Here is a 23,116-nt window from a genome sequence, read left to right as displayed (position 1 = left end):
CACACAGCCGTTCGGAGTATTCTCCGCCGGCGTTGTTTTCAGTTTGTTGCGTTTCGTTCTGCGTCATGCAGTTTTTTTGCCAACAGCCTTAATGACTGTCTGCGTTTCTTTGGTTTGCTTCGCTGCTGTTTTCAGGTTTTAAGGTCTGACGATTTTCCATTTGTCATTTGTAATTTGTTATTCGTCATTGCCTTAAAAGCCAAACCGCGGTTTGGGTGTTGCTAAGTTTTGTTTGTTGTGCCGAACCGTTCAGTTTCGGCAAATGGTATTTTTCGGAAAGTAGATTAATTTTCTAAACGCAAAACTTTTATTTTTTGAGAGTTTTGCGTTTAGGATTAGAAATCTGTCGCGCCGTTTTCTTCCGTTTTCCGGCAGGCAGATTTTTCTCTCAGTTCTTCAAGCGTTATGCCGCGATCTTCCATGCGGCGTTTGAGTATTTCGTAGAGCTTGTAGGCGTCTATGGCATCGGGCAGTGCACGGTGACATTCTTTACTGCGTATGCCGAAGTGTCGCGAGAGCGTTTCAAGAGAGTGGCTGTGAACTTCCGCCGGTTTCGGTACGACGGCGTAGGCAAGTTCGCAGGTATTGACATAGCAGTTTTGATATTCTATGCCGAGTTTCTGCGAGAAGGCTTTCGTAAAGAGCCTCGTGTCAAAAGGGGCAAAGGGGCTTGAATGTTCAAGCACCGGAAGTTCTCCTATAAATGCGCGGAGTTTTATCAACGCTTCCGTTATGCAAGGCGCGTTTTCAAGCATTGCGTTTGTTATGTGGTGTACGGAAAATGCGGTCGGGTATCCCCTGTCGTCGTAAAGCCGCTCGTCAACCGGTTCGGACGGTTTCACAAGCGTTTCGAACACGTCTTTGATTTCGCCGTTGACAATCCGCACCGCGCCAATATCTATTATTTCCGCGCTGCGTCCTATGCCTGTGGTTTCGGTGTCGTATGCGACGTATTCCGATACAAGCAGCCGTTTTGTTATGTTTCTTTTCGGGTTAACCCAGCCTGTTGCGTTCATTTTTTCCGCCTCCGCCGTAATTATACAATAAAAAGAAGCGGCGGGCTCACGCTGCTTCTTTTTAGCGTCTGTATTGTGCGGAAGCCGTATACCCATTATTGAGTAGAGCTCGCCGGCTTCCGCTTTTCTGTGTCCGTTCAGGCACGGAGACATTCAATGGTTTTTCTGTAACATTCCGCGGCTTCTTTGTACGAGCCTGCCCCGTAGTAACTGTTTGCAAGCTCTTCCCACGTTTTTGCCACCGGTTCGCTTTTCACGCCCTGCGCAGTCTTTTCCGGAACAGCCGTAAAAAATGCGCTGAATTTGTCGCAGATCAGTTTCTGCATTTTTCTGTCACAGTATACTGATTCGAATTCTTTGCCGTTCAGGCAGCATTTCTGCATTGACATTCCGTTTTCAAGACCTTTGGCGGTCGGTTTTGTCCTGCCTGTTTCTTTTACCCAGTAGCCTTCCGAAACAAGCCAGTCCGATACCGTTTTAAAGGTCAGAGCCTCTGAGTTGTAACGCGTATTGAGCGTCTTGACGATTTTTGTTACCGAACGAAGTTCTGGATTGTAGTTCCTCTTTTCTCCCTGTACTGCCGTTCCGTTTCCGTTGTTCTGCACTGCCGTAACTTTCTCCTGCATAATAGTCACCTTCCTGTCTGGATTTGTGTTACAGCTAATATTTAAGCGCGTATTTTTAAAAAAATGTCATTTTCAAAATGACATTTTCAGCGGAATTTGTGTCATAATAAAAAATTTCCCGCACAGGCGGGAAACCGTTTTTGCACTCTTGGGAAGCCGGAGGCTCAGCGTGCTTCGCGGAGTATCGGCTGTCCTATCTGACTGAGCAGATAGTTGACGTCGTCAGCCACGTATATTTTGTTCATGATGCAGTACATTATGGTTTTGTCAAAGACAAAGGATTCCGAGAGCACAATTCTTGCTTTGCGCAGCAGTCTCTGCGTTTCCTCAAGGCTGAGTTCAAGCGTGAGGGCAAGGGCGATAGCCGTTCCTTTCGAGCAGTGCCCGTTTTTGACGTTGTTGAATACGCTGCGGCTTACGTCTGCTTTTTTGTAGACTTCGGAGTCTTTCAGACCTTTTTCGTCTATAATGCACATTACGGCGTCGGAAAAGCTCGTGTCAGTTTTGTTCAGTTCTGCTATTTCGGCGTCGCTGAGAGGCAGCGGCGAAGCTGCGCGGTGTCCTCCGAATTCGCTTTCTTCGAGGTACGTTTTCAGATTTTCAAGATGCTTTTCAAGTTTTTCTCTGTTCGTCATACCGATATTCTCCTCCAGACGTTTGAGATTGAACCGTATATTTAAAGCAGCATTATTCCTGTCAGGATTCTTTCTTCCGCGCAGCCTTTGCGGAAGGACGGGCATACGCCGGAATGGAACGTACAGATTTCGCTGTGCGATATGTTTTCCGGTTTTACGCCGAGTTTTTCAAGCGTCAGCCGTATAGCAAGTGGCAGGTTAAGCAGATATTTTCCGTGTTCTTTCGGCGTGAATATTTTTGCCGTTTCTTTTCTGCTGAATCTTTCTTCAAAACGCGGCAGCAGGTCAGCGCTTACTTCGTAACAGTCAGGGCAGATGCACGGACCGGTCGCGGCAATTAAATTTTCGGCTTTCGTGCCGAATTTTTCCGCCATCACTTTTACCGCGTTTTCAGATATTTTTCCGGCAGTGCCTTTCCAGCCGCTGTGAACCATTGCCGCCGCTTTCTGCGCCGTGTCGTAAAGATAAACGGGTACGCAGTCGGCTTCAAGCGTGCAGAGCAGAAGTCTTTTTTCGTTCGCAGCGACGCCGTCGAAGCCGCTTTCCGTTTCCTGTTTTACAACGCCTTCCCCGCCGTTTTGTTTTGTGACAAAGCGGACAGCAGAGGTGTGCGTCTGCGACGGTCTGATTATGGCGGACGTGCTTACGCCGAGCTGTTCTGCAAGCTCTTTCCAGTTTTCCGCGCTGCGTTCCGCGTCTTTCCACAGGCATTTGCCGTCCGAAACGAAGAATGCGGAAACACCGCCGTATTTTTCTATTTCTTCAAGATGACATATCTGCATTATTTCACCTGTTTCAAATATTCGCTGAGTTCTGAGGGAAGCGGCGCACGGAAGCTCATTTTTTCGCCGCTTCGCGGGTGTGAGAAACAGAGCTTCCAGGAATGAAGAAATACCCTTTCCGCGCCGAACGGGGACTGACGCGACGGGTCATAGAGTCTGTCACCGACGAGAGGGCATTTGAGAGCTTTCAGATGAACGCGTATCTGGTGCGTTCTGCCAGTGTGCAGACGGCATACGACAAGTGAAAAGCCGTTTCTGCTCCACAGCGTTTTGTAATCCGTCCATGCGTCGCGCCCGTCGGCAAGCACAGCCTGACGCAGTCTGTTGTACGGATCCCTGCCTATCGGATAGCGTATTTCGCCTTCGGGAGACGGCAGCGTTCCGTTGCAGAGCGCAAGGTATTCTTTTTCAACGCGGCGCGCTTTGAAATCGCGAAACAATCCTTCCTGTGCAAGCCCGTTGCGCGCAACGACCATAAGTCCTGAGGTCGTGGAGTCAAGTCTGTGCACTATCCCGGGGCGCTGTACGCCGTTAAGCGAACCCATATCAGGGAAACGGTAGAGCAGCCCGTGAACGAGCGTACCTGTCCAGTGTCCCGGTGACGGGTGGACGACAAGCCCTGCCGGTTTGTTGATTACAATTACGTCTTCGTCGGAATAGACAACCTCAAACGGAACGTCTTCAGGTTCAAGGTCAAGTGTTTCAACAGGCGGCACCTGTACGTTGATTTTGTCGCCAAAGGCGATTTTAAGCGACGGTTTGACACGTCTTTCAGGAATAAGGGCAGCAGAACCTTCTTTTATAAGCTTTGCGGAAAAGGCGCGGGAGATGCCGAGCAGACGGGACACGGCATAATCAAGTCTGTGACCGTCAAGCGTTTCGTCAACGGCAAACTGTTGCAGATCGGAACCGTTTTCCGCCGGACTGTCAGATAAAAATTGGGGAGCGCAAATCTCCCCAATTTCAATATTGTTTAACTCCCTGTTATCTTCCAAGAACTTCTTTGCAGCGGTCGCATATTCCGTTTTCGGCGACCTCTGCCCTTCTCTGCCAGCAGCGCGGGCATTTTTCAAATTCGCATTTGCCAACCGAGATTTTGATGCCTGTTGCTTCGTCTTCGTATGCATCACCGCTGATTTCAGCCGCCGTTTTGCAGTTTGAAACTATCAGGAGCGTGCGCCACTGTTCGTCCGTAAGTCTGCCGGCAAGATCCGCGAATTTTTCACCGAAAGCAATCGTCACGTCTGCATCGAGAGGATGTCCGATCACGTTGTTCGCGCGTGCGCTTTCAAGTCCGCGGAGCACCGCCTGACGAGCGTCAAGGATTTTGTCCCAAAGCGGTTCAAGCTCAGGTTCTATGCCGCAGGTGTCTGCAGACGGACAGTCTGCAAGGAACACGCTCTTCGGCAGAGACGCGTCTTTTTCTCTCATGCACTGCCAGATTTCTTCCGCAGTGAAGGAGAGAACGTTGGACATCATAACCGTAACCGCTTTGAGAACCTTCCACATTGTGGTCTGTATCGAGCGGCGCGCCGCCGAATTTTCAGAATCGGTGTAGAGTCCGTCTTTGTTGATGTCTATGTAGAGTGCGCTCATTTCCTGATCGCAGAACTGGTGGATGAGCGTCATCGGCTGATGGAATTCGTACGCGTCAAAGCCTTTCGTCACGCGGTCGCGCAGTCTGTCAAGCTTGAGCAGTATGTATTTGTCAAAGTCGCTGAGCTGCTCGTTTGGAACCATGTTCTTCGCCGGGTCAAAGCCATTAAGGTTGCCGAGCAGGAATCGTGCCGTGTTTCTGATTCGGCGGTATTCTTCCGTGAGCGTTTTGAATATTTCTTCAGAGATGCGCACGTCGCTTCTGTAGTCTGATGAAGCAACCCACAGGCGAAGTATGTCTGCACCGTATTTGTCGGATATTTTCTCCGGCGTCATGACGTTGCCGAGTGATTTTGACATTTTTCTGCCGTCGCCCGCCATGATGAAGCCGTGCGTAAGCACCGTACCGTACGGTGCTCTGCCGCGGATTGCGACGCTGTTCAGGAGCGACGTCTGGAACCAGCCTCTGTGCTGATCGCTGCCTTCAAGATAGAGGTCTGCAGGCCATGAGAGGTCGCTCCAGTTGTCAAGAACCGCCGAGTGGCTCGTGCCTGAATCGAACCATACGTCAAGTATGTCTGTTTCTTTTTTCAGATGCTTGCCGCCGCATTTCGGGCATACCGCAAGATCGCCGACGAGTTCTTCGTTTGACATTTCCCACCAGCAGTTTGAACCGTGCTCGCGCACCTTTTCCGCTACTCTGCGGATACGGTCGCCGGTAAGTATTACTTCTCCGCAGTCTTCGCAGTAAAATGCCGGAATTGGAACGCCCCACGTCCTCTGACGCGAAATGCACCAGTCAGAACGGTCGCGCACCATGTTTGTGATGCGGTCTTTGCCCCAGTCGGGCACCCATTTGACGCTGTCAATTGCTTTGAGCGCTTCATCCTTGAATTTCGACACCGAAATGAACCACTGCGGCGTGGCACGGAATATAACCGGCTTTTTGCAGCGCCAGCAATGCGGATACGAGTGTTTGATTTTGAGTCTTCCGAGAAGCCTGCCTGATTCTTCAAGCATCTGGAATATGATTTTTTCTCCGTCATGAATGGGCATGCCTCCGACAAACGGAAGATCTTTTACGAAACAGCCCTTGTCGTCAACCGAGTTGAATACGTCAATGCCGTAGCGTATGCCTGTTTCGTAGTCGTCCGCACCGTGTCCAGGAGCCGTGTGTACGCAGCCGGTACCTGTGTCGAGCGTAACGTAAGGAGCAAGCACGACGGAAAGCTCAAGGTCGTAGAACGGGTGAGTTGCTTTCGTGTTTTCAAGTTTCTGACCTTCGCAGACGATAATCGGTTCGCCAAATTCAAGTCCGGTCGCTTTCGATACTTCGTCTTTCAGCTCCGTGGCAAACACGAATATCTTGCCTGCTGCTTCGTAGAAGCCGTATTCGTAGTGCGCGTGAAGCGCAACCGCACGCGACGCGGGAAGCGTCCACGGCGTTGTCGTCCAGATTATGATGTTAACGTCTTTGCCTGCAAGTTCAGGGAACACCTTGTCGGCGTCCTGATATTTGTAGGCGACGTAAATTGACGGCGAGACTTCATCGCCGTATTCAATTTCGGCAGCGGCAAGAGCCGTCTGGCAGTCCATGCACCAGTATATCGGCTTGTTGCCCTTATAGATGTAGCCTTTGTCTGCCATTTCGGCAAGACCTTCAAGCTCCGTTGCCTCATATGCCGGAAGCAGCGTCATGTACGGATGCGCCCAGTCGCCGATTACGCCGAGTCTCTGGAACTGTCCGGACTGGACGTCAATAAACTTTCTTGCGTAGGCTTCGCAGCGTTTGCGGAGTTCTATCGGCGTGAGCGTGTCACGGTCAACGCCGTCTTCTTTGAGAACCTTTAGCTCCGTAGGAAGTCCGTGCGTGTCAAAACCGGGGACGTACGGCGTAAAATATCCGCTCAGCCATTTGTATTTAACTATAAAGTCTTTCAGAATTTTGTTGGTCGCCGTTCCGATGTGAATACTGGCGTTCGCGTACGGCGGACCGTCATGAAGTATAAACGACGGTTTGCCGCTGTTTTTCTTTTTCAGTTCGCCGTAGAGATCCATATCCTGCCAAAATTTGAGGAAGCCCGGCTCGCGCTGGGCAAGGTTCGCTCTCATTGGGAATTCTGTCTGCGGCAAAAGCAGTGTTTCTTTGTAGTCCTGTGCCATCTCTGTGCCTCCGTTGTACTGATTGGGTTTTGCTCATTAACCGTAATATTATACTTGCCGGAACGGGCTGCTGCAAGCATTATTTATTTTTTGACTTTTGAATTTACTGGTTTATAATAATTGCGAATGAAACGGGTGAAAACAGATGGCGGATTGGAAGAACAGAAACTGGTTTGAAAAAACAGGATATTCGGCTGCAGGTCTGCGCGATGCGCTGAAAACAGAAAAAGCCGTAAGGGAGGAGACCCTCACGCTTGCGGCTTTAATGGTTATCGCTTTCGTAAAATTCGGTTTCGCAGGCTGGACACGCATTCTGCAGATATTTTTGCTGTGCCTCGTACCGCTTATCATAGAGCTTATCAACACTGCTTTTGAAATTATTACCGACCTTGCCTGCGGCACGGATTACCGCGAGGAAATCCGTATGGCAAAGGATATGCTTTCCGCGGCGGTACTTCTCACCCTTATAATATGCTACACTTCCTGCCTGCTTTTATTTTTTAAGTAATTCCCTTGACGCTGATTTGAAATATTTTGCTGCAGACTCGGACGGGCTGCCAGCGCTTTCATTTGCACTGCCGCTGCTTTTTGCTTCTTCTTTTACGGCTTTTTCTATCATTTCCAAAAATTCCTGAAGTTCTTCAAGTCCCTCTTTTCCAGACTTCTTAATTTTTATAAATTTGCGCAGAATACCGTCCATGTAATAGTTTGTGTCAAGTATGCGCAGACTGCCTTCCTCTATGCGCTCTTTCTGAATTTCGCTCATCAGGCGCGTTTCTGTCAGATACTTCGGAATTTTGTCCATTTTTGCCGTGTCATCATCGTCTTCCATGTCTATTTCACGGTTTGCGCCGTCATCGTCCTCTTCACCGCCGTCTTTGTCGTCATCGTCCGTTCTGTGTTTTTTGTCCATTTTGCCAACGGTACTTTCATGTTTCTTCTTTTTCTTTTCAGGCATTTCGGGACCGCCTATTTCGGCAATCAGCATGTTGTTCGTTTCCTGCACGGAAAGCTCTTTCAACAGGCTTTCAAGGCTTGTTATCTGATTCAGTCCAAGCAGCACCGCACTTTCCTTCTGCGGCTCAATACCGCCTGCGCGCACGTCAATTTCGCACATTCCAACCGCTTTTTTCGGAACACGGAGCGATATTTTTTTGACAACAGGCTCTTTACGCCACGGGCGTATTGTCGCCTCCAGTTCTATTACGTCCCCGGGGGAATAAAATTCTTTTTCGTCGATTATTTTCAGGCTGTCAACAAACGCGACTCTCGGGATTCTCGTAAGCAGGGCTTCCACTTCTATGCCCAGCGGATTGATTTCTTCAAATTTATTCAGTGCAAAGATTTCTGTCAGCAGTTTCATTTCTTTTTCTATTGCTTCCAGCGCATTTTCACGCGAGTAGAATATATCCCTGCGTTCCCACGGTTCTTTCAGTCCGCCGCCGTTTACACCGAAACGCAGCATAAGCGTACCTTCTCCGCCGCGCGCCCATTCGTTCTGAAGTATGCTGAGTACGGCTTCATGTCCGATTTCAGGCGCTATGTACGGGTCAACTATCGTTCTGAAACGCTTTGCTTTCAAACGGCTGTTGTCAAGGTCATGCACAAGCACGTCGTAGGAGACGGACGGCGGGAGCTTTCCAAACCAGCCGCCGATTGCTTCCGGTCTGTCCTGGGTAACCATTCCGTTTATTGCCCCTATGCTGCCGAGCTTAAACGCCTGCTGCATGTTCGGAATTATGCGTATTATTTCGGACTCGGTAAGCGGCATTGCGACCGACCCTCTTCGCAGCATAGGATGTCCAAAGGCAAGGAATCGCCCGTCCCTGTCAACCGACGTCAGAGTACCAATGCCGCCGAGCGTGATATCGCCCCACGCCAAGACAACACCCATCGCGGAACCGGGCTGAAGCCGGCTGCTAAGTTTGACTCCGCTTTCGGAGTCAGAGGCTGCCGCTAATGGAATTATTGAGGTGCCAAGTTTGTTTTCAAGGCGTTTGAGACTGCTTTCGCCGAAACCGTCAGCCTGCAGTGCAAAGCTGAGAGGAACAAGCTTTGCGTTTTTAAGCGTTTGAATATCATAAGACAATTCGTCGTCGATTAGCAGGAACGGCGGTCTTATCGTATTTTCTTTTATTTCTTCAAAATCTTCGATATATACCGGCGGATGAGGGTCTCTTTCAGGAATTGCCTCAAGTTCGCTTTCGTTTTCACCGGGCAGATTGGCAAACTTTTCGGGCGTGCGGTTGTCAACAGCCATAAAATCCTTGTCGTCCTCTTCCTTGACGCGTATAAAGCTTGGGACGAAATCCTGCCAGTCCATCGAGCGGCACATTTCGTCGATCGGCGTCACAAGCCCAAGTCTTTTGTCTGCGAACGACCAGCCGTAGGCAAATGCACCGATAAGTTTGCCGTTAACGTATACAGGAGAGCCGCTCATACCGGCAGCCGCCCCGCCGGCATCCAGCAGTTTTTTGTCCGTGATTTTTATCAGAATAAGTTCCTTAGGCGAGGTTTTGCGCTTTATAACGCCTTCAATCGAAACAGTGTGTTTGGTAATCTTTTTGCCGCTGAGTACTGTTTTGAGATAGCCTTTCATTCCTTTTTTTACCGAATTCACGTGCATTACAGGCTCTGACGGCACAAAGCTGCGCTTTTGTTCAGCGGCACTGCACAAACTGACAAATATACACACCGATACGGCAGCCAAAACAATTTTTACGGATATTCTGCCTGCTTTTGTCATTTTAATCACTCTCCTGTGCCGTTTTTCCTGTTTTCAGGAAACGCAGCCAGCTCATAAGAAGCGGGTCTATATTCCCATCAAGTACTGAATTTACATTTCCTACCTCAAAAGAGGTGCGGTGGTCTTTAACCAACTGAAAGGGCTGCAGCGTGTAGGAGCGTATCTGGCTTCCCCACGCAATAACGCGCTTTTCGCCGTGCAGGTTGTCAAGCTGTTCTTGTCTTTCGCGGAGCTGTTTTTCAAACAGCCTGCCTCGCAGAACCTGCATTGCAGTTGCCCTGTTCATGTGCTGTGAACGTTCCGTCTGACAGCTGACGACTATCCCCGTCGGAATATGCGTTATGCGGACTGCAGAGTCCGTCATGTTAACGTACTGGCCACCCGCTCCGCTTGCGCGGAACGTGTCAAGTTTCAGGTCTTCCGGACGTATTTCGATTTCAGCATCGTCAGGGAGAACCGGCATTACTTCCACGGACGCAAAGCTTGTATGCCTGCGTTTTGCAGCGTCAAACGGCGATATGCGCACAAGCCGGTGAACCCCCTGCTCTCCTTTAAGATAACCGTACGCGTAATCTCCGGAAACCGAGAAGGTAACGGTTTTTATGCCTGCCTCCTGATCTGGAAGCTCATCTATAATTTTTACGCCGTAGCGATGGTCCTCCGCCCAGCGCACGTACATTCTGTAAAGCATTGCAGCCCAGTCCTGTGCGTCAAGTCCGCCTGCCCCGGAATGTACCATAACAATAGCATCGCCGGCGTCATATTCGCCGTCGAGCAGAACGTATATCTGATATTCTTCTATTGTTTTGGAAAGTTCCCCTGCACGCACAAAGAATTCCTGAAGCAGTTCTTCGTCTTCAGCCTCGTTCAGGAGTTCCGTGATTGTCTCAAGTTCTTCTATTTCATTTTTTACGCCGCTGATTTTTTCAATCCTCGCATCCAGACGCGAAAGTTCGCGGGAAATTTCCTGCGCCTTGTCCGAATTCCAGAAATCAGCGGTTTCCGTTAACACTCTGAGTTCTTTTGCCTTTTTCTCTGCCGAAGGCAGGTCAAAGACTTTCACGCAGCTCATCAAACGATGAACGCAGGTTAGACATGACTGTTGATGCCGGAAGCATTACCATGTTTACCCCTCCTTACATTGCCGGTTTACATTATACCCCAGCGGGGAGTAAAATGAAACAGCACGGGAGGGAACAAATTGGACGAAAAGTTTAACTCGAAACTGCTGGGAAGGTATCTCGCCGCAAATAACTGCGGTGCGGATATTATTTTCCTTGACAGGACAGCTTCTACACAGGAAGAGGCCAAGCGCTTTGCTGAGCTGGGCGGCAGCACTGACGCAATTTTCGTCGCAGAGGAGCAGTACGGCGGACACGGAAGAAACAAACGCAGCTGGTTTTCCGCCGCAGGTCTTTCTCTTTCGTTTTCAATTCTGACACATCCTGATATTCCGCTTTTCTGCGTACCGTTTGCAAGTTACGCGGCTTCTCTCGCCGTCAGATCTGTTTTACGGGAAACAGGCGTGAACGCCGAAATAAAGTGGCCAAACGATCTGCTCGTCAACGGCAGAAAGATATGCGGCATTATAAGCGAAAGCGCAGCGTATGCTTCAAAACTGCGTTATCTTGCAACAGGTTTTGGCATAAACGTCAACAATACAGCATCTGTTTTTCCGGACGAACTGCGCAGCACGGCTGCTTCCGTCAGGATTGAGACGGGCAGAAGCGTCAGCCGCGAAAAACTGGCAGCAGAAATTACTGTTAAATTTACGGAATTTTTGAAACTTCTGAAAGATAATCCTAAATCCCTGCTTGAAATTTACCGTCTGCATTGCACTACTCTCGGTAAGCATGTAAAAATAATTCTTGAAAATGAGGAATTAATCGGAACAGCCATTAACATAAATAACGATGGTTCCCTTCTGATTGAAAAAAACGGCGAAAAACTTTCGTTTTTCGCCGCCGATGTTATTCATTTAAGAAACGCTACCCAAGCTTGTTAGCCCTCTTGCAGAGCTGAACTCCGAGCACAAGGAACACTATATTCGCCAGCCAGGCAGACAGCAGTGACGGAATAAGCCCCGCTTCACCCATAGACCTTGCAAAAGACATAATTACGTAATACACAAAAACTATAATTACGCTCAGACCTACTCCCCTGCTGGAATTTGTACGCTGCGGACGGCTGCCGAGAGCTGCCCCGACAAGAGCCAAAACTATGCACGCCCACGGTATCGCTATTCTGAAATGCAAGGCAACCCACAGTTTCGTTGGGTCTTCACCCATTTTGTATTTTGTCTTTATCAGTTTGTACAGGTCGCCTATCCCCATTTGGTCAGGATCGTCCGAACTGCGGCGGAATTCGTCCGGTGTCAGATTAAGATTAAGCTGCTGTTTGTCAAACCTGAACAATTGTGAGGCTTTTACATTGTCCTGGATTTCGTAAACGCGCCCGTTATAAATCCACCAGCTTCCGTCCTTCCATTCGCCCTTTTCAGCATCCGTAAGTCTTGCAAGGCTGCCTTTTTCATATTCCTGAACAAGCACCTTTTCCATTTCTCCGCTTCCTACCGCCATCTTGTTGACGTATATAACGCGCTTGAGTTCACCGTTTTCTTCCTGTTTAAGGAAAATCTTTTCTTTGAACATCACAGGAGACTGCTTAAGCACCTCATACATCATGACGTTTCCGGAAGCTTTTTCGCTTACCGGTACAAGCGTTTCGTTAAAAAACATGGCTAACAGCGAAACTATCACCGAAACAAGCATAACCGATTTAATAATTCTGTTAAAGGAAAGTCCGGCCGATTTCAATGCAACAAGCTCTGAGTTCGCCGACATTGTGCTGAAGCCTATCAGCGAAGCAAGCAGACAACTCATCGGAATTGTAAGGGCAACAATCCCTGGAAGGCTGTACAGGAAAAGGCGTATTACTACGCCGAACGAAACTCCGCGCTCAATAATAAGCTCTGCAAGCCTGAAAAGAAGTCCGCCGGCAACCAGTATCGTCGTAAAAACCATTATGCCGAAGAAAAACGGCCCCGTCAGCTCTCCGAGGACAAATTTATCAAGTGCGCGAAGTCTGAAAAATTCTTTCAGTTTGGCAAAAAAATCTTTCATTTATTATTTCTCACTCTCGTTAAGTTCGAGTATTTTTTCAGCAAATTCCCTTACTGCACCAAAGCCGCCGTTTTCAGACGAAATCCAATTCGCTGCTTTTTTCGCGGGTCTGCTTGCATTGGCAGGTACCATACCCATACGCGACCACGTAAGGCACTCAACATCAGGAATGTCGTCACCTGCATACGCGATTTCTTCCTGTTTTATACTCCACTGTTCCGCAAGTTTTTTTAAATCTTCAAGTTTGGTCTGCGTACCGTTGATACAGGCATCGACCTTAAGATTATCAGCTCTCTGCTGCGTAGCCGCAGAATAGCGCCCGCTTATAAACGCTACTTTTATTCCTGCTTTTTTAAGCATAACGATACCATAGCCGTCACGCACGGAAAAACGCTTAAATTCCCCGCCTTTTCCGTCCATGTACACACCGTCGTCCGTCAGCGTTCCGTCTATGTCAAGCGCAAAAAGCTTAATCAAGACTGCGCCTCTTTTCTTCCGGTAAGTTTTATTCTCTGTGCAAAACCTCGCGTGGCATTCGCTGCGAAATCGAGTATTTCTTTTGCTTCAGTCATTTCGCCGTACTGTTTTTCAAGCTCTGCAAGCCCTTCGCGTACTGTTAAATGTGAGCCGTAAATCAGTTTGTACATACGGCGGATTGCTGTACGCTGGTTTTCTTCAAAGCCTCTGCGGCGAAGCCCAACTTTATTAATGTCATAGACCTTTATCGGGTCTCCCGAAGCAAGGCAGAACGGCGGTATATCCTGAACAACACGCGACATCGCGCCAATCATGCAGTATTTGCCTATATGAACAAACTGGTGGAAACCGCTCATACCACCTATTACAGCGAAATCGTCAATATGCACGTGACCGGCTATACCGGTTTTGTTGGCCACGGTTATATTGTTTCCTATCACAACGTTGTGTGCCACGTGAACGCTTTCCATCAGCAAAACATCGTTCCCTATAACAGTACTGTTTTCCTCTCCCGCTGCCCTGTTAACAGTAACGAATTCGCGGCAGGTTACTCTGTCGCCCATAACAACATAGGACACCTCTCCTCTGTAACTTAAATCCTGGGGTGCCGCGCCGATATTCGCATGTTCCATTATGATGCAGTTTTTGCCGACAGTTGTGTAATCGCAGACATGGACAAAGGGCTTAAGTTCCGTACCTTCACCGATTTTGACTTTGTCGTCAACTATGCAGTACGGACCTATAATTACACCGTCTGCAAGCTCTGCATTTTTTGAAACGACCGCCGTCGGATGAATATTTATACTCATAAAATCACCTGCTTGCCGCCTAATCAAATATAAGAGCGCGTTTTAACTTTGCAACAAGTTTATCATGCACGGCATGTCCCGCGCAAACTGCTACGTAATGCGCCGTCGGTATAACACCAAGTAATGTTAAATCGCCCATAAGGTCAAGCACCTTGTGCGTTGCACATTCATTCGGGAAACGAAGACCGCTTTCGTTCAGCATTCTGTCCTGCGCAAAAACCATAGCACAGTCCAAAGAGCCGCCCTGCGCAAGACCGTTAGCTTTGAGATAATCAAGCTCTGCTGTAAGGCAGAAGGTTCTTGCGCGTGAAATTGTTTCCTTAAATGTCTTTTCGTTTATTTCATAACTAACTTTCTGGACACCAATCGGCGTTCCGCTGTAATCAATAATGTAGGTTATTCTCAAAACGTCTGACGGCATGGCAAAAACACAGCGTTTGCCTTCATCAACACAAAACGGTACTGAAACGGCAGGAACTCTGCGTTCCTTTTCACCTGTACATCCTGTCTCAGAAATTGCTTCGGCAAAAACGGACGCACTTCCGTCAAGTATCGGTATTTCACCGCCGAAAGACTCTATCAGCAGGTTATCAATCCCCATACCTGACACTGCCCCAAGTAAATGCTCCGCAGTCCTTATTTTAGTACCGTCGGGAAATACGAAACCGGTAAGCCGCTGATCTTCTTCAACAACAGCCTCGGAAATTTCGTAAATTCCGTTTTCAGTTTTAAAGCGTATGCCTTTTTCGTAAGAAGGCGACAGGATTACACTGCAGTCAGCTCCTGAATGAAGCCCTGTACCTTTAAATTCAAGCTGTCCTGCAATTGTTCTGCCCATCAGTCACACTTCTCCTCAAGTTTTTTAACGCTTTGGGCAAGCGTACGGACTTCTTTTTCAAGTTCCGGAAGGTGCCCGATCGCTGCCTGTATGCGCAGATCTTTCTTATGCTCGCGCGCAGGAAAACCTGAAACGACCGAGCCGGCAGGAATATCCGAGAAGACTCCGGAGCGTCCGGCAACAGTACAGCCGTCGCCTATGACAGCGTGGTTTGCCACTCCTGACTGGGCGGCCATAGTCACCCCTCTGCCAATCGTGGAACTTCCGGCAACGCCAACCTTTGCAACCAAAATGGAGAAATCACCAACAACGGCATTATGTCCAATCTTGACGTGGGCGTCTATTTTTACCCCGCGGCCTATCTTTGTTTCACCGAAAGTTGCCTTGTCAATACAGGTTTCACAGCCTATTTCAACATCATCACCTATAACAACGGTACCAATCTGCGGTATTCTGCGTATACCAATCTGCGGGTCAGGCATAAAACCGAAGCCGTCACAGCCGATAATTGCGTTGGCATGGAAAATACAGCGGCTGCCTGTCGTAATGCCGTCATAGAGGATAACTCCGGGTTCAAGCAGACAGTTATCGCCGATTTTAACGTTTTCGCCAATCCATACGGAACCTTCAAGCACACAATTATCCCCGATTTTTGCGCCTTTTGAAATAACACAGTATGGTCCAACGTAAACATTGCTGCCAAGTTCAGCCTCAGGATCAATGACTGCCGTCGGATGTATTCCGGGAACTTTGCACGTCTTTGTAAGTTTTTCAATGTATTCAAGAATTGCCGTAAGCGCCCGGCGCGGATCTTCAACTTCAATTCCGCTGCAATCTTCCGGCATCCAGCCGTTTTTGGTCAGCAGCACAGTACCGCCTTTTATCTGGGCAACAAACTTCTTCTCCCAAAGCGGAACTATTGCACCCTGCACAAAATCCTGCGCTCTCACAATATTTGAAATTTTATAACTGCCGTCACCTGTAAGCTTTCCATTAACAAGGGCAGCCAATTTCTGCAAGGTAATTTCAAATGACATAACAATACCTCTCTACGAAGAAAAGGCTGCGGTATTTACCGCAACCTTCGGTTTTAGAACATTTCGCCAAATCCGAAATGGAATCGGCTTTCGTCTCCGTTAGCGTAGTCAAGACGCACGTTGCCAAACGGCGTTTTGAGACGTACGCCTATGCCCGGTGCTTTTCCTATATCGCTGCCAAAACCGATGCCGCTGTCTTTACGCCATGCACGTCCAACGTCAAAGAATCCGACGAGGCTGAGAGCTTTCTGAATAGGAACGCGGAGTTCAAAGTTTCCGAGCAGCATCTGTTCGCCGTGGAAATATTCGTCTCTGTAGCCGCGGAGAGTATAGTCGCCGCCAATAGTGTACATTTCATCAAACGGCACGTCACCGGTTGCGGTACCCGCCATAAGCCGTATCGCGAGCAGTGGGGGCATATCGTTGCCTGGAATTCCGAAATAATCGAACACACTGCCCAAAAGCTTTTCGAGCGATGCATAGTAGCGTGCTTCCAACCAATATTTCACATAACTGTAATCTTTTGAGCCTACTTCTGTATTATCAATGGTTGCCTTACCGGGCTGGATAAATATCGTCTCACTGTCGCCCTTTGTATACGGAGCATATTCGTCAATATTGAAACGGCGCAGTGCAAGGGTTGCAGAGTAGTAACGTCCGTCGCCAAGGTCGTCTGCCAAAGTGACCGGATCCGCATGATATTCGCTATTAACGGGAATGTACGGCCACTTCCATTTGGGATATTCCTGACTGCTTGTTTCATTGTAAACATCATGGTAGTCAAGCGTGAGATACCAGTTGTATTTCGATTCGTTACCGAATTTCTTACCTGCACCTATAAAGGCGCCTGTTTTCTTGCGGTCATACTGGAACAGCCAGTCGTTTTTGCTGTTGTCATAATAATACAGATCGTCCCACATACGCCTGTATGCCCCGATTTTCCACGAGAAAATCTTTCCGTCCATGTAAGGCTGCTCAAGCGTTGCCCAAATTTCTGCGCGGCGGCCTGCCTGGAAACCTGTACTGAGTTTCAGCCCGCGTCCGGCAATATTAAAGTTGTCATAAGTGACACCTCCGCCAAGTCCAGACTGCGAACCGTATGCTACGTTAAAGCCTATACGAGATGTTTTTCCTTCTTCAACTGTCAGGATTATAACGATCTCATCTTTCTTGCTGGTCGGTTCAAAATTAACGTTGACGTCATTAAAGAAACCCAACCCCTGAAGTCTGTTGAGCGTCATGCGGAGCTTGTTGGAATTGAACAAATCTCCTTCTTTTATCTTCAAGTAGCGCTGGATAATGTTCTTTTTGGTAATCTTGTTGCCCTGAATGATTATCTGTGTAATACGCGGCTCGCATATAACGACATTAATAGTTGAACCGTCAATTTTTACGTCTTCAACATTGGCCATTGCATAGCCTGCCTGCTGATACTTTTCTTTTATTCTCTGAAGGTCGTTGCGGAAAAACGTTCTGTTAAAAATCGAGCCGGGTGATGTGAACACAACTTTCAGAAGCTCTTCGTCTTTAAAAACAGTATTTCCGGTAAACGTTATTTTCTCGACCACAGGATTTTCCTGAACTGCAAATACAACTTCTACGCCGCCGGGAACGTCTCTTACCTTGTAGTCTACGTTGGCAAAGAAACCCAAGTCAAATATAGCGGATGCATCCTTGCGCAGCCTGGCTTCACTGAGTTTGCCGCCCACCTTAGTGGTTACGACGCTCAATATATGATCCTTAACAACCTGACTATTGCCTTCTATATCAACCGCCTTGACCTCAGGACCGGATACATTCTGAATTTCATCTTCTTCCTGTACTGCGGGACGCGATATAACTGCCGCCGCCGCGCTTATGCGTTCCTGTTCAGCCTGCCTCTCTTCAGGAGTGCTTATGAGCCCGCCTTCAGGCAGCAAACCGGTTGCAAGGGAACTTTCTCCCTTTATAAAAGTGCCTTCCCCGTCAAGTACGGTCTGAGATTTCTCTGTTTGTTGAGCAGCTACCGCCTGCTCAGCCTTTTTCTTTTTCTTTCTGGAAAAAAGTCCGGCTTCAGCCGATGATACCATGGAAAGTATCAAAACAACAACCAGCAGTGCCATAAATTTCTTTTTCAAGGCTAACACTCCTCATACATCACCCAAAAATGGACTGTTCCGAATAATCCGAACTTACAGTCTTCAAACCGAAAACAAACAATCGCTAACTGGGAGATATTTTAGCATAATTCCACAAAAGGTAAAATACAAATTTTTCCGATTTTTTAAAAAAATTAAAAAAAATTAGAAGAATTACTGTACCAATTTCAAGAATGTTCTATAATATATCTATATTGATGATTCACCAATTTATTAACGGAGGGGTACACGATGGCAGCAAAAAAGTACTATCTGGCTCTTGACCAGGGAACTACCGGCTCCACCGCTATACTTTTTGATGAGAAATGGCGGCTCGCAGCACGCGGATACAAGGAAACAACACAAATTTACCCGCAGCCCGGATGGGTAGAGCATGATCCAATCGAAATTTGGCAGTCCATGCTCGTTGCCATACAGGAAGCACTTGACAAAGCAGGGGCAACAGTATCGCAGATCGCAAGCCTCGGTCTTGACCATGAGGGCGAATCAATAGTGCTTTGGGACAAACTTACAGGACAGCCTGTTTATAACGCAATCGTATGGCAGGACAGAAGAACTGCGCGTTATGCCGATCAGCTTGCAGAAAAATCAGGGGAACTGATCCGCGAAAGAACGGGGCTCAATCCTGATGCCTATTTCTCAGCAACAAAAATAAAATGGGTTCTTGATAACGTGCCTGAAGCGAAAGTTCTTCTTAAACAGGGGCGTCTTCTTGAAGGAAATATGGACGCGTGGATGGTCTGGAAAATGACTCACGGCCGCGTACACGTTACGGATGCCTCAACAGCGTCGCGCACCATGCTTCTTAATATACACACAGGTCAGTGGGACGATGATGTTTTGGCATTATTTGATATTGATAAATCAATACTGCCAACAATATGCAACAGTGCTCAGATATACGGACACACCGATCCGCTTGATTTCGGCGGCGCAGACATTCCTATTTCAGGCATTCTCAACGACCAGCAGGCAGCGCTTTTCGGTCAGGCATGCCTCAATCAGGGAACAATTAAAACGACCTACGGCACAGGCTGTTTCATGTTTATGAACACAGGCGACAAACCGGTGTACTCCAACGGCATTGTTACCACCGTCGCCTGGCAGCTCGACGGCAAGCTTACCTTTGCGCTTGACGGCGGCGTTTACATCACAGGAGCTGCTACGCAGTGGTTAAGAGACGGACTTAAAATTATTAACAGCGCGTCAGAAACCGAAGCTATGGCAACAAGCATCAAAGATACCGGCGGAGTATTCTTTGTTCCTGCCTTTACAGGTCTCGCCGCACCGCACTGGGATTCCTACGCACGCGGAACAATGGTGGGAATCACAGGCGGGACAACGCGCGAACACATCGTCCGCGCAACGCTGGAATCAACCGCATATCAGGTTAAAGACATTCTTGACGTCATGGAAAAAGACTCGAAGGTCCCCATTACTGTCATGCGCTGCGATGGCGGTGCAACCGTAAACAACTTCCTGATGCAGTTTCAGGCTGACATACTCGGTATTCCAATTGACCTTCCGAAAATCAACGAGACCACGGCACTTGGAGCCGCTTACATGTCAGCTCTCGGCATCGGCGATTTCAAATCAATTGACGAAATTCCAAGCCATTGGGAGCTTGCCCGCCACATTGAACCGCACATGAGCCAGGATGAACGCGACAGTCTCATGTACAACTGGCACAGAGCAGTAGAAAGAGCAAAGAACTGGATCGAAAATTAGTTTTTAACACCTGCGTACGCACGGAAATTTCATGATGCACAGGGACAAAATCAAATAAAGGAGAGAAACACCATGTCAAAAACAATGCTTTTCAGCCCGGGTCCTGTAATGGTAAAGGACAACGTCCGTCAGTCGCTTCTCCACTATGATATCTGCCATCGCAGCCCTGAATTTGAAGAAATGTTCAGAGATACTCAGGCAAAAATTCTTAAACTGTTCAACGCGGATGACAGTTATTACTCGGTAATAGTTTCCGGCTCCGGAACGTCGGCAAACGAAACAGTGCTTTCCAGCTGCTTTAAAGCAGGTGAAAAGGCACTTCTTATCCGCAACGGTGAATTCGGCAACCGTCTCAAAGAAATTCTCGACAAATACGCCGTTCCTACAATCGACTGCGAGTTCGCATGGGCAGAATACCCTGATCTCGCAAAAGTTGAGGAAGCTCTCAAAGCAAATCCCGAAGTCAAGGTTGTAGCCATGGTTTTCCACGAAACCTCAACCTGCATGGTCAATCCTGTCTATGAAGTCGGACAGCTCTGCGCAAAATACGGCAAATGGTTCTACGTTGACACTGTTTCGGCAGCCGGCGGGCAGAACATTGACGTCGTGAAAAACAACATAACCTTTACGTCATCTGTCGGCGGAAAATGCGTCGGCGCTTTCCCAGGCTCGGCATACATCTGCGCCAAAGAAGACGTTCTCAAACAGATCACGCCTGAAATGGGAAAGAACGTTTATCTCAACCTCGGCAAACATTACGCGATAGCAAAGGCAAAATCGCAGACGCCGAACACGCCGAACGTAACGCTTTTTTGGGCACTCAACGTTGCTCTCACAAACATCATTGAAGATGAAACACTCGCCGGAAGAATCGAGCGTTATCAGAAATGTGCCAAAATACTCCGCGACGGAATGAAAGAAATGGGACTTCGTTTCCTTCTTGAAAACAAATACATGTCCAATACAGTTACGTCAGTATTCCTTCCGGAAGGCAAGAGCCTTGACAAATTCATCTCTGATTTGGGAGATGCAGGCTACACCGTCTATAAAGGCAAAGGCGCGTTCGAAGCACAGGGAATGTTCCAGGTCGCAAACATGGGAGAAATTTATCCTGACGACTGCGTAAAATTCCTTGAAGCACTTAAAAAAGCAATAGCATAACAAACAAATTTAAACATAAAAAACGGGCTGCCTAATGCAGTCCGTTTTTTTGTACACAATAGGCACACCGTAACAAGATATTTATCCCAATAGAATTTAACAGCGAAAGTAATCTTTTTTACAAAGCCAAGCACTAAGCCGTTGCCCTCTCTTGGTACAATAGGCAAGCAAGCTTTATCCGGCAGACGAAACAATAAAAAGAGGAACCCCTGCGGGTTCCTCTTAAAGCCTTAGTTTAACTTAAAACTAACGGACTTTGTAACCGACGAACTGATCCGGTTTGCCTTTGAGTTTTGAGTTGTTGTTGATAAGGTCTTTGATTGACGTTCCGGCGCGGAGCTGATCAAGCCAGCCTTCTGCTTTTTTGTGGAGAACGCCTTTGCCTTTCGCGAGGAGATGGCAGGCTGTTTCCGGCCAGAGGTAACCGCCGTTTTCGTTGCGGCCCTGGAGGCAGAAGCGTGCATCGCCCATGGCAACTGCTTTGGCGAGGTCGATATTGTTTTCGTTCTGCCAAATTGCTGCTGCCGCGAAGAGACCTGCGTCGTCTTTGCGCTGTCTGTTAAGGCAGACTACGACTTTGGTGTCTTTCCATTCTGAGCAGAAGTTGAAGTCACCCTGTGAGTCGCAGCAGACGAGGATCGGGCCATGTCCTTTGTAACGCGGGGCAATGATTTTTTCGATTGTGAGTGATTTACCGATACCCTGTGTCTGGGCATGGAAATCATAGTCATATTTGTGCGTCATAACGCCGTCTTTGTAGATGTTCGTCATGGCCGTTACGCCTGTGACTGCACCTTTAAGACCAAAGATGTCAAGCGTTGCGCACGGGATAATAACGTCGATATAGGAAGCTGAGCAAATCCAAACGTCAATGCCGTTTGCTTTGAGGCACTGATAGAGTTCAGCAAGTTCCGGTGAAACGTTGATACCCTGGTTGAATTTAATTTTAACCTGTCCGGCTTTTGATTTGTAGCCTTTCGGTGATTCCCAGACAACTTTCTGCCAGAATTTCGCGTCTGCGCGTGATTTCTGCGTGTAGTAGACGTGTGATTCTGTCGCAAGTCTCTGAATCTGTGCAGGGGTCATGCCTGTGAACCAGTAGGTGATCCAAGGATATGATACTGAAACATCGAAGTTGTCACCGATTGCATCATAGAGGAAACGCATCTTCGTGGCAAATTCTTTCCAGTCTGCTGTTGCCATCCATTCGGCCTGTTTGGCTTCTTTGCTGCTGTCAGCTGCAACGTAACCTTTCATAAAGAGCTTCGTGTAGGCTTTCTGGCAGTCCTGTGCAAGTTTAAGAACTGTGGCGTGGTTGTAATCGTCGCCAAGGTCTTTGTTGACATCAGGAATACCTTCGCAGATAACGTCTACAACTTCATCAGGACGGAATGCAAAACGAAGTTTTTCGAGCTGATAGATTGCAAGCTGCTCTTCAACGTCGAGGATTGACGTTGAGTTGTCAAAGTCGAACGTTGCATACGGTTTGCACGTTGCATCGTAGCCTTTGCTGTCTTTGCCGTACATAGCAAACATGTCGTTGATTGCTTTTTTCGTGTTCGGCTCCCAGTTCGGGCTCTTGACGGGTACTACTGCTGCCTGAGCGATCGCTGCAAATGCGAGTGCAAATGCCATTGCGAGGGCTGCTGCTTTGAGTGTTTTCTTCAAGGAACTCTCCCCTTTCGATATTTTGCAGTATAACTACTGCATGGACACTATTATACATATTTTTTTATAAAATTAAAGTACCAAAATATCCTTTATCGTATTTTTTGCGACACTTTTTGCATGCAATTTTTTCGTTTTTTCGGTCCGCAATTTGCAAAACATCGTTTTGCTCGGTATTTACAAGGCTTTACGCATTTTCTTGCAAAACGCCGCAAAAAAAATCCCGATTTTTTTTCAGAGCAGGGTTGTTTTTTGGGCTCTGAAAAGACCCCTTTAAGAGTGGGAGGACTTGTTAATTTTTGAGCGAGGACTAACGGACAAATCGCGATTAACTGTTGTAAATACTGCACTTTTGGAACTTTTAACGGATTTTTCGTCCGTAACCCGCTATTCAAAAAACGCTGCAACTTCCTCTATTTAAGTATCTTGGGAAAACGCAGACGCCGCAAGGCTTCGCAAGGACAGAGGTTTCCATTTTTTTGTCTTTTTTCAAGATATTTAAATAGAGGGGGTTGACGATTTTTCGTCGGGCATGGCTTTTCTGAAACAGTTGTATGACCTGCCGAGGTCTGCG

The 23,116-nt window shown here is 47.9% G+C and carries 19 protein-coding genes; 4 read left to right on the top strand and 15 right to left on the bottom strand.

The features are described 5' to 3' along the window. Window positions 1-335 precede the first annotated feature (335 nt). The 6 genes from KBS54_06215 to ileS form a co-directional block, all read right to left on the bottom strand. Complete coding sequence (locus tag KBS54_06215) at window positions 336-1,016, bottom strand: 3'-5' exonuclease (protein MBQ0055719.1); 681 nt, start codon at window positions 1,014-1,016, stop codon at window positions 336-338. 137 nt (window positions 1,017-1,153) lie between these two features. Next, on the bottom strand, window positions 1,154-1,642 hold the full coding sequence (locus KBS54_06210) for a tetratricopeptide repeat protein (GenBank protein ID MBQ0055718.1): 489 nt from the start codon (window positions 1,640-1,642) through the stop codon (window positions 1,154-1,156). 164 nt (window positions 1,643-1,806) lie between these two features. Continuing rightward, complete coding sequence (locus tag KBS54_06205; protein ID MBQ0055717.1) at window positions 1,807-2,277, bottom strand: hypothetical protein; 471 nt, start codon at window positions 2,275-2,277, stop codon at window positions 1,807-1,809. 41 nt (window positions 2,278-2,318) lie between these two features. After that, window positions 2,319-3,059 carry a peptidoglycan editing factor PgeF gene (pgeF, locus tag KBS54_06200; protein MBQ0055716.1) on the bottom strand — a complete coding sequence of 247 codons (741 nt, stop codon included), beginning with the start codon at window positions 3,057-3,059 and terminating at the stop codon, window positions 2,319-2,321. Next, window positions 3,059-4,012, bottom strand: coding sequence for an RluA family pseudouridine synthase (locus KBS54_06195; protein MBQ0055715.1), 954 nt, complete (start codon window positions 4,010-4,012; stop codon window positions 3,059-3,061). The genes pgeF and KBS54_06195 overlap by 1 nt, the downstream gene beginning before the upstream one ends. Before the next feature lie 31 nt (window positions 4,013-4,043). Beyond that, window positions 4,044-6,818: an isoleucine--tRNA ligase gene (gene ileS, locus KBS54_06190; protein MBQ0055714.1), complete on the bottom strand. Its 2,775-nt coding sequence runs from the start codon at window positions 6,816-6,818 to the stop codon at window positions 4,044-4,046. Between the two features lie 145 nt (window positions 6,819-6,963). Between ileS and KBS54_06185 the strand changes: the two genes are divergently transcribed. Continuing rightward, entirely contained in the window at window positions 6,964-7,326 is a 363-nt protein-coding gene (locus tag KBS54_06185; protein MBQ0055713.1) for a diacylglycerol kinase, read from the top strand. Here the strand turns inward: KBS54_06185 and KBS54_06180 are convergent. Next, window positions 7,312-9,564, bottom strand: coding sequence for a hypothetical protein (locus KBS54_06180; GenBank protein MBQ0055712.1), 2,253 nt, complete (start codon window positions 9,562-9,564; stop codon window positions 7,312-7,314). The two genes, KBS54_06185 and KBS54_06180, sit on opposite strands and share 15 nt — an antisense overlap. A 1-nt stretch (window position 9,565) precedes the next feature. Continuing rightward, window positions 9,566-10,688 (bottom strand): peptide chain release factor 2 gene (prfB, locus tag KBS54_06175; GenBank protein MBQ0055711.1). Its coding sequence is split into 2 segments (ribosomal slippage): window positions 9,566-10,615 and window positions 10,617-10,688, totalling 1,122 coding nucleotides; the frame shifts between segments, so codons are not numbered across the junction. A 77-nt stretch (window positions 10,689-10,765) separates the two neighbouring features. Here prfB and KBS54_06170 point away from each other — a divergent pair. Continuing rightward, window positions 10,766-11,569, top strand: coding sequence for a biotin--[acetyl-CoA-carboxylase] ligase (locus tag KBS54_06170; protein MBQ0055710.1), 804 nt, complete (start codon window positions 10,766-10,768; stop codon window positions 11,567-11,569). On the opposite strand, the gene KBS54_06165 is transcribed toward KBS54_06170, so the two are convergent. The 6 genes from KBS54_06165 to KBS54_06140 are packed head-to-tail and all read right to left on the bottom strand — an operon-like array spanning window position 11,553 to window position 17,916. Beyond that, entirely contained in the window at window positions 11,553-12,686 is a 1,134-nt protein-coding gene (locus KBS54_06165) for an LptF/LptG family permease (GenBank protein MBQ0055709.1), read from the bottom strand. The two genes, KBS54_06170 and KBS54_06165, sit on opposite strands and share 17 nt — an antisense overlap. Window positions 12,687-12,689: 3 nt before the next feature. Continuing rightward, on the bottom strand, window positions 12,690-13,163 hold the full coding sequence (locus KBS54_06160; protein ID MBQ0055708.1) for an HAD-IIIA family hydrolase: 474 nt from the start codon (window positions 13,161-13,163) through the stop codon (window positions 12,690-12,692). Beyond that, window positions 13,160-13,972: an acyl-ACP--UDP-N-acetylglucosamine O-acyltransferase gene (gene lpxA, locus KBS54_06155; GenBank protein ID MBQ0055707.1), complete on the bottom strand. Its 813-nt coding sequence runs from the start codon at window positions 13,970-13,972 to the stop codon at window positions 13,160-13,162. Before lpxA ends, KBS54_06160 begins: the two co-directional genes overlap by 4 nt. 19 nt (window positions 13,973-13,991) lie before the next feature. Further along, window positions 13,992-14,810 (bottom strand): UDP-3-O-[3-hydroxymyristoyl] N-acetylglucosamine deacetylase, encoded by an 819-nt coding sequence (lpxC, locus tag KBS54_06150; protein ID MBQ0055706.1) that lies wholly within the window; start codon window positions 14,808-14,810, stop codon window positions 13,992-13,994. Beyond that, window positions 14,810-15,847 (bottom strand): UDP-3-O-(3-hydroxymyristoyl)glucosamine N-acyltransferase, encoded by a 1,038-nt coding sequence (gene lpxD / locus KBS54_06145; protein ID MBQ0055705.1) that lies wholly within the window; start codon window positions 15,845-15,847, stop codon window positions 14,810-14,812. The genes lpxC and lpxD overlap by 1 nt, the downstream gene beginning before the upstream one ends. A 53-nt stretch (window positions 15,848-15,900) precedes the next feature. Continuing rightward, window positions 15,901-17,916 carry a BamA/TamA family outer membrane protein gene (locus KBS54_06140; GenBank protein MBQ0055704.1) on the bottom strand — a complete coding sequence of 672 codons (2,016 nt, stop codon included), beginning with the start codon at window positions 17,914-17,916 and terminating at the stop codon, window positions 15,901-15,903. Between the two features lie 300 nt (window positions 17,917-18,216). On the opposite strand from KBS54_06140, the gene glpK reads away from it, so the two are divergent. Together glpK and KBS54_06130 are read left to right on the top strand one after the other, a co-directional pair. Next, window positions 18,217-19,713 carry a glycerol kinase GlpK gene (glpK, locus tag KBS54_06135; GenBank protein ID MBQ0055703.1) on the top strand — a complete coding sequence of 499 codons (1,497 nt, stop codon included), beginning with the start codon at window positions 18,217-18,219 and terminating at the stop codon, window positions 19,711-19,713. Between the two features lie 72 nt (window positions 19,714-19,785). Continuing rightward, the gene (locus KBS54_06130; protein MBQ0055702.1) at window positions 19,786-20,874 is read left to right on the top strand and encodes an alanine--glyoxylate aminotransferase family protein; all 1,089 of its coding nucleotides are present in this window, start codon (window positions 19,786-19,788) and stop codon (window positions 20,872-20,874) included. A gap of 246 nt (window positions 20,875-21,120) precedes the next feature. Here KBS54_06130 and KBS54_06125 read toward each other — a convergent pair whose 3' ends face one another. Continuing rightward, entirely contained in the window at window positions 21,121-22,542 is a 1,422-nt protein-coding gene (locus tag KBS54_06125) for a hypothetical protein (GenBank protein ID MBQ0055701.1), read from the bottom strand. Window positions 22,543-23,116 lie beyond the last annotated feature (574 nt).

The sequence above is a fragment of the Candidatus Equadaptatus faecalis genome (assembly GCA_018065065.1).
Lineage (GTDB): Bacteria > Synergistota > Synergistia > Synergistales > Synergistaceae > Equadaptatus > Equadaptatus faecalis.
The sequence above is the reverse complement of the archived record's forward strand: the minus strand, read 5'-3'. Positions and strand labels throughout refer to the sequence as shown.